The sequence below is a fragment of the Xanthomonas sp. 3058 genome (genome assembly GCF_014199765.1).
GTDB classification, from domain to species: Bacteria; Pseudomonadota; Gammaproteobacteria; order Xanthomonadales; family Xanthomonadaceae; genus Xanthomonas; species Xanthomonas campestris_B.
Window position 1 is genome coordinate 82,458 of the sequence record NZ_JACHOF010000007.1, and the last position, 11,640, is coordinate 94,097.

10 protein-coding genes and 1 other RNA gene are annotated in these 11,640 nt (G+C 65.2%); 5 read left to right on the top strand and 6 right to left on the bottom strand.

The features are described from left to right. Window positions 1-64: 64 nt before the first annotated feature. Window positions 65-1,327, bottom strand: a complete 1,263-nt coding sequence (locus GGR61_RS11280) for a flavohemoglobin expression-modulating QEGLA motif protein (protein WP_184621431.1) — start codon at window positions 1,325-1,327, stop codon at window positions 65-67. Further along, on the bottom strand, window positions 1,327-2,418 hold the full coding sequence (rsgA, locus tag GGR61_RS11285) for a ribosome small subunit-dependent GTPase A (protein WP_184621432.1): 1,092 nt from the start codon (window positions 2,416-2,418) through the stop codon (window positions 1,327-1,329). The genes GGR61_RS11280 and rsgA overlap by 1 nt, the downstream gene beginning before the upstream one ends. A gap of 153 nt (window positions 2,419-2,571) precedes the next feature. Between rsgA and GGR61_RS11290 the strand changes: the two genes are divergently transcribed. The 4 genes from GGR61_RS11290 (at window position 2,572) to GGR61_RS11305 (ending at window position 5,865) form a co-directional block, all read left to right on the top strand. Further along, complete coding sequence (locus GGR61_RS11290; protein WP_184407668.1) at window positions 2,572-3,843, top strand: pyridoxal phosphate-dependent aminotransferase; 1,272 nt, start codon at window positions 2,572-2,574, stop codon at window positions 3,841-3,843. Next, window positions 3,843-4,502 (top strand): SGNH/GDSL hydrolase family protein, encoded by a 660-nt coding sequence (locus GGR61_RS11295; protein WP_184407669.1) that lies wholly within the window; start codon window positions 3,843-3,845, stop codon window positions 4,500-4,502. The genes GGR61_RS11290 and GGR61_RS11295 overlap by 1 nt, the downstream gene beginning before the upstream one ends. Beyond that, complete coding sequence (locus GGR61_RS11300) at window positions 4,499-4,924, top strand: hypothetical protein (protein WP_184621433.1); 426 nt, start codon at window positions 4,499-4,501, stop codon at window positions 4,922-4,924. Before GGR61_RS11295 ends, GGR61_RS11300 begins: the two co-directional genes overlap by 4 nt. A 269-nt stretch (window positions 4,925-5,193) precedes the next feature. Then, window positions 5,194-5,865 (top strand): methyltransferase, encoded by a 672-nt coding sequence (locus tag GGR61_RS11305; protein WP_184621513.1) that lies wholly within the window; start codon window positions 5,194-5,196, stop codon window positions 5,863-5,865. Between the two features lie 34 nt (window positions 5,866-5,899). Here the strand turns inward: GGR61_RS11305 and GGR61_RS11310 are convergent. The 3 genes from GGR61_RS11310 to GGR61_RS11320 form a co-directional block, all read right to left on the bottom strand. Beyond that, window positions 5,900-5,975, bottom strand: a non-coding RNA gene (locus GGR61_RS11310) — sX9 sRNA. 314 nt (window positions 5,976-6,289) lie between these two features. Further along, the gene (locus tag GGR61_RS11315; protein WP_184621434.1) at window positions 6,290-8,473 is read right to left on the bottom strand and encodes a TonB-dependent siderophore receptor; all 2,184 of its coding nucleotides are present in this window, start codon (window positions 8,471-8,473) and stop codon (window positions 6,290-6,292) included. A 288-nt stretch (window positions 8,474-8,761) separates the two neighbouring features. After that, a complete protein-coding gene (locus GGR61_RS11320) occupies window positions 8,762-9,553 on the bottom strand; it encodes a polysaccharide deacetylase family protein (RefSeq protein ID WP_184621435.1) in 792 nt (263 codons plus the stop codon). A 45-nt stretch (window positions 9,554-9,598) separates the two neighbouring features. Between GGR61_RS11320 and grxD the strand changes: the two genes are divergently transcribed. Then, window positions 9,599-10,525: a Grx4 family monothiol glutaredoxin gene (gene grxD / locus GGR61_RS11325; protein ID WP_184621436.1), complete on the top strand. Its 927-nt coding sequence runs from the start codon at window positions 9,599-9,601 to the stop codon at window positions 10,523-10,525. A gap of 449 nt (window positions 10,526-10,974) precedes the next feature. Here the strand turns inward: grxD and GGR61_RS11330 are convergent, their stop codons facing one another. Continuing rightward, complete coding sequence (locus GGR61_RS11330) at window positions 10,975-11,541, bottom strand: DUF924 family protein (protein ID WP_184621515.1); 567 nt, start codon at window positions 11,539-11,541, stop codon at window positions 10,975-10,977. Between the last annotated feature and the right edge of the window lie 99 nt (window positions 11,542-11,640).

Genomic DNA, 11,640 nt, shown 5'->3' on the forward strand with positions numbered 1-11,640 from the left:
GACCACGCTACGTCGTGCAGCCGCACCTGGCGGGCGACTGCAGTTGAAGATCTGCCAGCGATGCTCAGACATTCATCGCAGGTGGCTGCAGCTGATCCATGCGAATGCGGTTGGCGAACAACGAGAACGCCAGCATGCCGGCCAGTCCACTGACCCGGCTCACCCAGGGCGGTAGCCAGCGCGGTGCGACCAGCACACCACTCTCGAACAACGGCGCAAGGCGCGCCACATCGCCCAGCGCCATCTTGCCGGCGAACAGATACCGGCACAGCTGCAGCTGGTCGCGCTGCAAGGCATGCCGGAAGAACGTGTGCACCGCCACCAGGCCACGCAGGTAGACGGTGTCTTTGGTAAACGCCCCCCCGCCGGAGGTGGGCACGCCGCGAAACACGCGCTGCGCCGAGGAAAAACTTTCCGCCGCGCTCTGCCCGCCGTCGGTGAAGTAGCGGAACACCTCGATGAAATCCGCGCCCGAACGCGCCATCGCAATCGCCTCGATACGCAGGCTGATGCGCTTCATGCGTTCGATATCGATGCTGCCGGTGATCTGCTCGGCAAACGTCGCCAAGCCTTCCTGCGTCGCGGTCGTGCGTGGCGAGGAAATGCCGAGGCTAGGAAGATGCAGCTGCGCGCGCCCGTTGAGTGCGGTGAGCGAATGCACCAGCGCCTCGTGGTGGAACAACTGTGCGCGGTCGTAATCGCTGAAGGTGGCGCCCGTGCGCAAGCGGATGCGATGCGCACCGGCCGCCGCCTTGGCGAGCAGATCGGGGTCCAGCGTGACGGTGATGACGCGCCCTTCGAAGAACGCATCCAGATCGTTCTGCAGCTGCATGCGCAAGGCGGTCGCGGAGACCGGCACCTGCTCTTCGGGCGCCAGCAGTTCGCGGTCCAGCTCCTGCGCAATCTGGATGAAATGCCGCGCCGCCTCGCGCGTGGTCGGGCCGTTGCCCGGCATCGGGTCGTCGGGCACGCCGAACAGTTGCGCCGAGTAATCGCTGACTGCGGGGGTCCCCAGCGATTCCAGCAAGCCGGCGGCCAGGCTCCAGCTATGCGTCGAATCGATCAGGTACGCACCCAGCGGATGATGCGGGTCGGCGTCCTTGGCGATGGCCGCCAGCTCGCGCCGGGTGTCGCCGAAATCCAGCGCCGGGTACTCCACCTGCGGCAACTCCGGCTGCCCACGCGCCACGCTCTGCAGGAACGGCTCCTGCAGCGAGCGCGGCCAGCTGGCCAGCGCAAGCAGGCGCACACCGCGTACGGCCTTGACCAGGCGCGCATCCAGCGTCGCGTGGTGGACGATGTCTGGAGGCCCCTTGCGCGTTGGCATCAGCGCCGTCCGGTGCGATCGACGCTGGCAGGCCGCCGGCCAGATCCCTTGCCACGATTGTTCTGCGCCAGGCGCGTGGCGAGCTTTTCGGCCGCTGCGGCCACTTCCACGCGCAGCTTCATGTAGTTGGCCACCCGCTCCGGATCCAGCGTATCGGCCTCGATCGCCGCACGCACCGCACAACCGGGCTCGGCAAGATGCGCGCAATCGTTGAAGCGGCACTGCGCCGCCAGTGCTTCCACATCGGAGAACCCGCCTTCGGCCAGATCCTCTTCGCCGGTCGGCTTGAGCTCGCGCATGCCGGGCGTATCGATCAGACACGCACCGGAGGGCAACGGAATCAACGCGCGATGGGTGGTGGTATGCCGGCCACGCGAATCGTTCTCGCGCACCGCATTGGTCTTCATCTTCTGCGCGCCGAGCAAGGTATTGGTCAGCGTCGACTTGCCGGCGCCGGACGAACCCACCAGCACCGCGGTACGGCCATCGCCCAGCCACGGCCGCAGCGCAGCGACACTGTCCGGATCCTTGGCATTGACCGCGCGCAGCGGAATGTTCTGCGCTTCCAGTTCCTCCAGCACCGCCAACGCGTCCTCGGCGTATTCGGTCTGGTCGGCCTTGGTCAGCACCACCACCGGCTCGGCACCGCCGCCGCCGACCAGCAACAGATAGCGCTCGATGCGGCGCGGATTGAAGTCCGCATCCAGCCCGCACACGATGAACACCGTATCGATATTGGCCGCGATCACCTGTTGGTGGTAATGCTCGCCGGCGGCCCCGCGCTTGATCGAGGTGCGGCGCGGCAGCAAGGCCACGATGCGCTTGCCCTCCATCAGCACCCAATCGCCCACCGCCGCCCGCTCATGGCTGGGAAACCGCGGCCGCTGCCACTCCGGCAACGACTCCGCCTTGAGACTGGCCTCCGGCGTATCGGCCACCACATAGCCGGTGCGATGCTGCTCCACCACCCGCGCCGGCATCGCCTGCGGATGCGCGGCGAAAAGAGCCTGCCAGGCCGGGTCCTCGGCAGGGCCAGGCCAGGGCCAGCCGATGGATTGGAGGGTGGGGTAATCGGGGGACACATTGCTCATGGGACGATTCTAGCCGGCTGGCTGCAGCAGCTTGTGCAATCGCACTCCGCGCAAGGCTTCAAGCGCCTCTTGACATCGTTGCCGATGCAAGCATGTCCGCCTGTCATATTTCCGCTACCATGCCAAGACTCACGCCTACAACCGGCCCGTCGCATGTCCACTGCCCCGCAAAAGCCGCTCGCCATCCGCGAGCGTCTGTCCGAAGTCCGCTACGAAATTCGGGGCGAACTGGCGCGGCGAGCGCGGGAGCTGGAGGCGCAGGGCCGCAAGCTGATCAAGCTCAACATCGGCAACCCGGGCGCGTTCGGGTTCCGGGCACCGGAGCATCTGCAGCGCGCGATCGCCGACGACATGGGCCGCACCGATCCGTACACCCATCAGCAAGGCCTGCCGGAAGCGCGCGAGGCGATCGCCAGCGCATATGCGCGGCGCCAGCACCCGGACGCGCACCCGGACCGCATTTTCATCGGCAACGGCGTCAGCGAGCTGATCGATCTGTCGCTACGGGCGCTGCTTAACCCCGGCGACGAAGTGCTGGTGCCCTCGCCCGACTACCCGCTGTGGTCGGCGGCGACCATCCTCAACGATGGCCGCCCGGTGTATTACCGCTGCGCGCCGGAAAACGGCTTCCAGCCGGACCCGGTGGAAATCGAGACGCTGGTGTCCTCGCGCACCCGCGCCATCGTGCTGATCAATCCGAACAATCCCAGCGGCGCCAGTTATTCGCGCGAGTTGCTGGAGCGCATCGTGGCCATCGCCAGCAAGCACAATCTGTTGCTGATGGTCGATGAGATCTACGACCAGGTGCTCTACGACGATGCCGCCTTCGTGCCGGTCGCGCCGCTGGCCGGTGCGCATCCGTGCATCACCTTCAGCGGGCTGAGCAAGGTGCACCGCGCCTGCGGCTGGCGCGTGGGCTGGGCACTGCTGTCGGGCGAGCAGTCGCGCATCAACGACCTGCGTAACGCGATGGACCTGCTTGGCGCCTTGCGCCTATGCGCCAATGTGCCGGGCCAGTACGCCATCGATGCGGCGGTCAACGGGCCGGACACTATTTCCGCGTTGTGCGCGCCCGGTGGCCGCTTGTACGAAACCCGCCGTGCGGTGATCGAGGCCTGTGCGGCCAGCGAGCATCTGCAGCTGGTGGCACCGGCCGGGGCGCTGTACGCATTCCCGGCGGTGGTCGGCGCGGCCGCGCGCAATTTCGACGATCACGCGTTCGCGTTGGATCTGATGAACGAGGAAGGCGTGCTGGTGGTGCCGGGTTCGAGCTTCAATGTGCCGTACCGCCATCACTTCCGCGTGACCTTGATGCCGGAAGCAGCCGTCATGCGCGATGTGTTTGCGCGCATCGACCGTGCACTGGCACGCCGTGCGGAAGCCGTGACCAAGGTGGTACCACTCAAGTCGCGCAGCGTCGCTTGATGGCGGCGCTTGGTACGCCGCTGCGCTATCTGGCGCTGGGCGACTCCTACACCATCGGCGAAGGCGTTGCCCCCGCGCAGCGCTGGCCGATGCAGTTGGTCGATGGCCTGCGTGCCCACGGTTGGAACGTGGCGCCACCGCAAATCATCGCCACCACGGGCTGGACTACCGACGAATTGCAGGCCGGTATCGATGCGGCCGCACCGCAGGGGCCGTTCGATCTGGTGAGCCTGCTGATCGGCGTCAACAACCAATACCGCGGGCGCTCACTGGATGAGTACCGCACCCAGTTCGATGCCCTCTTGCAGCGCGCGATCGCCTTTGCCGACGGCCATGCCGCGCGCGTGCTGGTGCTCTCCATCCCCGATTGGGCGCTGACCCCGTTCGCGCATGCGCAAGGCGGCGATGCAGCGCTGATCGCTGCACAGATCGACGCCTTCAACAGTGTGGCGGCAGAACGTTGCGCAGCGCGCGCCGTGCGGTTTGTCGACATCACCGCCACCAGCCGCGATGGCGGTGACGCCGTCGACATGCTGGTCGACGATGGTCTGCACCCCTCAGGTGCGATGTACGCGCGGTGGACAGCGGTCGCGCTGCCTGCTGCGCGCGATGCGCTGGGCGCTGTCGGTACGCTTGAGACGAGGCATGAGACCCTATGAAACTCGGTATTTCGGAAGCATTCCGAAGATACGGAGCAACGCTCAAGAACGTTAACTGGTCCGCCAGCTCGTGGACGGACGAAAGAACCTTGGTGGTGAGTCTCTGGGACCATCACCATCTCAAAAATTATGGTGTGGGAATTCTGGCATTCGGGGACCAATTTGATCGTTGGTCCGGGCCGGGCAACACTGAATTTCGTGCCAACGTGACCCGCGCTTATGAACAAGAATCGACGGTCCGCCTGGTCCTCGCTCGTGCTCTGGAACCGGACCGCGTCCAACGGGGCGAGGATGGCAGCAAAATCCCAAAAACGTTCGCTGTCCGCGATGACGTGCTCGGCCGGGTAGCGAATATCAGCGGAGAGACCTATGTCATCGAGTTCCGCAGACCAGCAAGCCAAGCGCTCTCAAACGCTGAATAACCAGAGAAATGACGCTGAATCTTTGTCGCATTTCCGCCACATGCGACAGCGTTGAGTTGGGGAGAGACAACGACATCTGCGGCCGATGCTGCCAGTGGTTGGCACCCCGATATTTCTTGAAATAGCGCAGTCGAGCCTGGACCGGCGACGCGCCCATGACGCGCCCCACCCAACCGGCCCTACCCCAATCAGCCCGACAAGCCCTAAGCTAGCCGCGCAGCACGCCTGATTGCCAAGGAACGACATTGCACAGCACCGCCACCCAACCGATGAGCCGCGCGCAGGCGCTGGCGATCGCACGCGCTTTTTTGCCCAAGCATCCGCTCGGCAACCGCTACGATTACTACTACACGCAGGCCAAGCTGCGCACCGACCCGTTGTACCCCGGTGTGCTGGCCGAGCTGCGCAGTACCACTGCGCCGGTCCTGGATCTGGGCTGCGGGCTGGGCTTGCTGGCGCATGCATTACGCGCAGACGGCCAGGCGCTGACGTATCACGGCGTGGATGTGGATGCGTCCAAGATCCGCCGCGCGCAGCACATCGCGCAACGCTCGAATTTGGGCGATACCAAGTTCGAAGTGGTCGATCTGAGCATCGCGTGGCCGCAGCATCAGGGCAGCGTCACCATCCTGGATGTGCTGCAGTATCTGCAGTCGGACATGCAGGCCAGTCTGCTGCGCAGCGTGGCGCAGATGCTCACACCCGGCGCCAAACTGGTCATTCGCAGTGCATTGGGCGATGCCAGCAGCCGTGGCCGCACCAGCCGCGTCACCGACGTACTGGCGCACCTGAGCGGCTGGATGCAGCGCATGCCGCGCAGCTACCCAACCCGCGACAGCCTGCAGGCGCAGCTGGATGCCGCCGGCCTGCGTGCGACGTTTGCGCCGCTGTATGGCAATACGCCGTTCAACAACTGGTTGATCGTGGCCGAACCGCGCTGAGCCGCTGCGCGAAGCGCTTGGTTCGATTGAGAGCGACTAACAAAACGTAGCGAGCAGTCTTCAGGCGGGTGCGGACGGCGCGGAGGAACCGGTGTGTACGCGTGGTACATGCTGCACCCAGCACCGGCCGCGCAGTCGTTCTAACAGCCGCTCTTGACGTTATGTAGATGGTCCCAAGCTGCGTTGGTCGAGTGCGGCGCCCTCACCGCTCGCGGGACACGCCGTACATCCGTCCATGGAGGCTCGGTGGCGGCATCCATGCCGCCACACTGTCCCGCAATCGGTGAGGACACCGCACCAGAGAGTTCGCTGGTTGCGTTGTTGAAAGCCATGCACACCGACCATCTCGACCGTCCCTTGCCCGCCCACCGTCGCAGACCTTTTGCGGCATGGATGCCGCCAGCGGCTGGCGCCTTGAGCAAAATCAGAACTTCCAGGACACCGTCAGCTCCACATCGCGCGGGTCGCCGTAGATCAGCTGACTCTGGTAGACGATGTTGGCGTAATACGTGCGATCGAACAGATTGCGCACGTTGAGTTGCGCCGACCACGCCTGGTTGATGTCGTAACGCGCCATTGCGTTGGCCAACACCACGCTGCCCTGATTCAAACGCACGGTGTTGCCCTGCGGTCCGGCCATCAATTCGTGGATCGCCGACTGCCAGCTCAGGCCACCACCAACGCGCCACGGGCCGGTCTGCCAGCTGGTGAACAGCGTGGCTTCGCGACGCGGGCTGGTTGGGTTCACATCGACGCCGCTGGCATCGTTGGCATCGAACTGGGCAAAACCGAAGGCGATGCGCCATTGCTCGGAGAGCTCGCCATCGAGCTGGAATTCCACACCCTGGCTGACCGTACCCTTCGCCGCCACGTACGCCTGATCGGTGGTACCAGGCACCAGCTGACCCGGGTCGTTGACCGCCAGGTTGTCCTGCTCGATACGGAACAGCGCCAGCGCCGCATTGAGCTGGCCGCCGAGGTATTGCCCCTTCGCACCGATCTCGTAGCTATTGCCTTCCAGCGGAGCGATGGTGCGCCCGCTGCGGTCGCGATTGTTCTGCGGTTTGAAGATGCCGGTGTAGCTGGCGTAGAGCGAATGGTGGTCGTCCACATCGAAGATCAGGCCGGCGTAGGGCGTGGTCCGGCCGCGGCGTTCATAGGTGTTGGCCGGCAACAGTTGATCGGTGTTCTTCCAGTCGGTGACGCGTGCGCCGATGATGGCCTTGAGCGAATCGGTCAGGTTGAAACGGCCTGCCGCGTAGGCGGCCACCTGGCGCACATCGCGCTCTTCGCCTTTCGCCAATGCGGTCCATTGCGGCTGCGCCATGGTGCCGGTCCAGGCGTACACGCTCTCGGCAGTCAGGGGCTGCAGCGGTGCGTTGGACCAGCTGCGCACGTTGCGGTTCATCCAGGTGGCGCCGGCCACCACTTCATGCTCGCGGCCCCACAGCTGCAGCGGCATGCTGAGGTAGGCATCCAGACTATTTTGCGCATTGAGCGCGGGGTAGCGCCCGCCAGAATTGCTTTCAAGGCCCAAGCCGGTGTCCCTGTCCGGATAGTCCAGGTAGCCGAACAGCACCGATTTCCAATCGGCTTCGAAGCGCTGATGCGAATACTCCACATGCAGCTGCGCACCGTTGTCGAAGCGATGGGTCAGCCCGGCGAAGGCATTGGTGGTATCGGCCACGCCGCGCGCCCAGCGCGGAGTGAACGAATCCGAGCGCGCGAAATCGGTGCGGCCACCATCGCTGAAGTAAGCCGGCACACCGCCCCAAGTGGTGCCCCGGCCGTCGTTGCGTTGCTTGTTGATGCCGATGTAGCCACTGGTGGCATCGCTGAAATCGGCATCGACGATGCCGTAGAACAGCGACGACTGCTTGCTGTAGTAATCGCGGAACGACTGCTTGTCTTCGTAGCTGGCCACCACGCGGCCACGCACGTTGCCGGCGGCATTCAATGGCGACTGCAGATCGACAGTGCCGCGATAGCGGTCCCAACGCCCAGCCGACAGATCGACCCGGCCAGTGAACACATCGCTGTTGGCATGTTTGCGCACCAGGTCGATGGAGGCCGCCGGGCTGCCGGCGCCGGAGGTAAGGCCATTGGCGCCCCGGACGATCTCGACCCGGTCGTAGATGGCCATGTTCTGCTGCACATCGCCGGTGTAATCGACGGGAATGCCATCGATCCGGTAGTAGTCCACCTCGAAGCCGCGCGCACTGATGTAGGTGCGCTCGGTGTCCCAGGTCGGCGAGTTGAAACCGGCCACGGTATCGGTCACGTCCTGCAGCGATTGCAGATTGCGGTCGGCGATCTGCTGGCGGGTCACCACCACCACCGACTGCGGGGTGTCGCGCAGCGACAGCTCCAGCTTGGTCGAACTGCGCGCGACATCGGCCGTGTAGGAGTCGGTGCCTTCGGTGGCGGCGCCGCGATGCGCCTCGATCTGCAGGCGGTCCAGATCGACCGGATCGCGCGCGCTCGACTGCGCCATCACAGACAACGGCCATGCACAGGCCAGGGCCAGCAAGGAGTACGACAGACGGGCGGGCGACGGGCGAAAATCCGCACGCACAACAGCGCGCGCAGGGACGATGCGATAGGACATGGGGTCAGCCTCAAGAGCAAAAATAATGCCGTCGGTGACGGCTGGTGAGGCTGGCGTGGCAGCGCCATGAACAGGCGCGCACCATTTGCTGGCTGGGGCGCATGTTCGATCCACGTTAAATCGCTGTCAATACATGCGTGGATTACAAGTGCGGTCGACCCTCGATCATTTCCAGCCATGTTGCACGCGGCAACGACCACACAGGCAGACGCAGCGCTCCACACCCCGACGCTGCCGCCATCGGCCTACGGCATCACGCCGGGCCGGCCAGGCTGCGTTCGCAGGCACTTAATCCGGACGCTGCCCCACCAGCCCCCGCTCCCGCATCGCCTCCAGCACGCCACGCAGGATGGTGAGGTTGTGCCCGTGCGCGGCGCCTTCGTGCAGCAGGACGATCGCGCCGGGACGCAGGTCGCGCACGATGCGGGCGATGGTGGCATCCGGCTCGCAGCGCACGCCATCGAAGCCGCGCGCGCTCCAGGCCACGCGGGTCAGGCCGTGCGCACGCAGCGGCGAGGCCACGAAAGGATTGGTCATGCCCACCACCGAGCGATACAGCCGTGGCGCCTGTCCGGTGATGGTAGCCAGCACGCGCTGCGTCTTGCCGATTTCCTGCGCCATGCGGCGCGGCCCCAGCGCCCAGAACCAGGCCTGCGGGTGACTGTGGCTGTGGTTGCCGATCCCGTGCCCGCGCCGCACCATCTCGCGCACCAGCTCAGGCCGCTGCTCGGCGCGTGCGCCGACCACGAAGAACGTGGCCTTGGCTGCGTAGGCGTCCAGCAGGTCTAGGATGGCCGGGGTGTCGTCGGACGGTCCGTCATCGATGGTCAGCCAGACCTGCGGTGCGCGGCCCGGCAGGCGTGCCAGCACCGGCGCGTACAGGCGCGCGCGCGGCAGGAACACCGGCACCACGAACAAGGCGTGCGACAACAACAGCCCCGACACCCCCCAGACCCAGCCCAGCTGCCACCACAGCAGTGCGACCGCCGCCTGCGAGAGGGCCAGCCAGACGATCCAGCGGTAGGGATGCGCGGGAATGCGATACAGCGTTTGCAGCGTGGTCATACCGCATGATGCCATGCGGCGTAGAATGGGCGGACTCCACGTTCTGACTGAAGTGCTGCCATGTCCCTCGATCCCGCCCTGCGTTCCCGTATCGATACGCTGCTGCAATCCAGCCGCGTGGTGCTCTTCATGAAAGGCCAGCCCGGCATGCCGCAGTGCGGTTTTTCGGCCAAGGCGGTCGGTGTGCTGGATGGTCTGGGCATCGACTATGCCCACGTCAACGTGCTGGCCGACCAGGAAATCCGCGAAGGCATCAAGGCCTATGGCGATTGGCCGACCATTCCCCAGCTGTACGTGGACGGCGAGCTGGTCGGCGGCAGCGACATCATTTTGCAGATGGCCGACAGCGGCGAACTGAGCAGCATGCTCGGCCTGCAGGCGCCAGACCGGACTCCGCCCAAGATCACCATCACCCCGGCGGCGGTCGAAATGCTCAAGGGCGCACTGGCCGACGCGCCGGATGCATCGCTGACGTTGTCCATCGATGCCAACTTCCAGCCGAATTTCCAGCTGGCGCCGACCAACCCGAACGCCATCGCGGCCGAATCCAATGGTCTGCGCGTGCAGTTCGACCTGGCCAGCGCACGCCGCGCCGATGGCATCACCATCGACTGGGTGGACGATATCCGTGGTCGTGGCCTGGCCATCGACAACCCGAATGCGCCCAAGCCGGTGCAGGAACTGTCGGTGCGCGATGCGGACGACCGCCTCAAGGCCGGCACCCTGACCCTGGTGGACGTGCGCCCGGCCGACGAGCGTGCGCTGGCCTCGGTCGCTACCCCGTTCCGCACGCTGGATGCGCACGAGCGTGCCGCCATCGAACAGTTGCCCAAGGACACCCCGCTGGCGTTCCTGTGCCACCGTGGCGGGCGCAGCCTGCAAGCGGCCGAGCACTTCCGCGGCCTGGGCTTCAGCAACGTCTACAACGTCACCGGCGGCATCGATGCCTGGTCGGACGAGGTGGACAACGGCGTGGCGAAATACTGAGCAAGACAGCCACTACGCAGCGGTACTGACTTGGCTGGCGCTGCGCTGTTCGGGAACTGTGTTGTGCCGGTTTAGCGCTCTGGTGTTCGGCAGTGGGTCGCGGGTGCGGTGTCCCCGCTACTCTCGCGGGACATGCCGTCAATCCGTCCATGGCGGCTCCGTGGCGACATCCATGCCGCCACAGGGTTCCGCAAGCGTCGTGCACACCGCACCAGCGAGTTTGCTGGCCGCTTTGTTGAAAACCACGCACACCGACCATCTCCACTGGTCCTCGCCCGCCCACCGTCGCTGGACCTTATGCGGCATGGATGCCGCATAAGCGCCTGCATGGACGGATTGACGGCGTGTCCCGCGACGGTGGCGGGCAAGGGCCCTGCAGCCAAAATACGGATCAGCCGCCCTGCAGCCGAAGTAGCAGCCTCCGATCGGCGCAAAACTGCCAGCGCCCCTTACCCGGCAAACCCACCGTCATCGAGAAACTGCTGTTCTTCGGCAGTGGTCTCACGCCCCAACACCGCATTGCGATGCGGGAAGCGCCCAAAGCGCTGAATGATCTGCTGATGTTCCACTGCCCAATGGGTGGTTTCGGCATCGTCCAGCGCGGTGATGAGCTGCACCGCGCGCGCCTGCTCGTGCAGATCTTCCGCATGCTCGAACGGCAGGTAGAAGAACAATCGCAATTGCGCGGAAACCTGTTGATCGAATCCTTCGGCTACCGCCTGTTTGGCGTAATGCAGCGCCAGGCCGTCGGTGGCGTAGGAATGCGCGCTGCCGCGAAAGGCATTCCGCGGAAACTGGTCGAGCAGGATCAGCAAGGCCAGCGCATCTTCGGCACGTTCCATCCAGTGCGCATACTCGCCGCGCGCCGCAGCGAAATGCTGCTCGCTGAAATGCTGGCGAAAGTTGGCGTCGAACGCATCGTTGTGGGTGAACCACCGGGCCGAACCGGCCAGTTCCCAGAAAGCCAACACCACATCGGCCTGCTTGTTGCGCTCTGATTTGGCGATCATCGACATCTCCCCTGACGAATAGGGCATAGCATGCACCCGCGTGTGTGATGAGGCCGCCGCCATCGCCCTGACAGCACTTGGCAAGCACCGCGCGGGCGGCTAGGT

Excerpts from the sequence above, each read along its gene's own strand:
- GGR61_RS11280 (WP_184621431.1), bottom strand. The coding sequence starts at position 1,327 with ATGCCAACGCGCAAGGGGCCTCCAGACATCGTCCACCACGCGACGCTG.
- rsgA (WP_184621432.1), bottom strand. The coding sequence starts at position 2,418 with ATGAGCAATGTGTCCCCCGATTACCCCACCCTCCAATCCATCGGCTGG.
- GGR61_RS11290 (WP_184407668.1), top strand. The coding sequence starts at position 2,572 with ATGTCCACTGCCCCGCAAAAGCCGCTCGCCATCCGCGAGCGTCTGTCC.
- GGR61_RS11295 (WP_184407669.1), top strand. The coding sequence starts at position 3,843 with ATGGCGGCGCTTGGTACGCCGCTGCGCTATCTGGCGCTGGGCGACTCC.
- GGR61_RS11300 (WP_184621433.1), top strand. The coding sequence starts at position 4,499 with ATGAAACTCGGTATTTCGGAAGCATTCCGAAGATACGGAGCAACGCTC.
- GGR61_RS11305 (WP_184621513.1), top strand. The coding sequence starts at position 5,194 with ATGAGCCGCGCGCAGGCGCTGGCGATCGCACGCGCTTTTTTGCCCAAG.
- GGR61_RS11315 (WP_184621434.1), bottom strand. The coding sequence starts at position 8,473 with ATGTCCTATCGCATCGTCCCTGCGCGCGCTGTTGTGCGTGCGGATTTT.
- GGR61_RS11320 (WP_184621435.1), bottom strand. The coding sequence starts at position 9,553 with ATGGCATCATGCGGTATGACCACGCTGCAAACGCTGTATCGCATTCCC.
- grxD (WP_184621436.1), top strand. The coding sequence starts at position 9,599 with ATGTCCCTCGATCCCGCCCTGCGTTCCCGTATCGATACGCTGCTGCAA.
- GGR61_RS11330 (WP_184621515.1), bottom strand. The coding sequence starts at position 11,541 with ATGTCGATGATCGCCAAATCAGAGCGCAACAAGCAGGCCGATGTGGTG.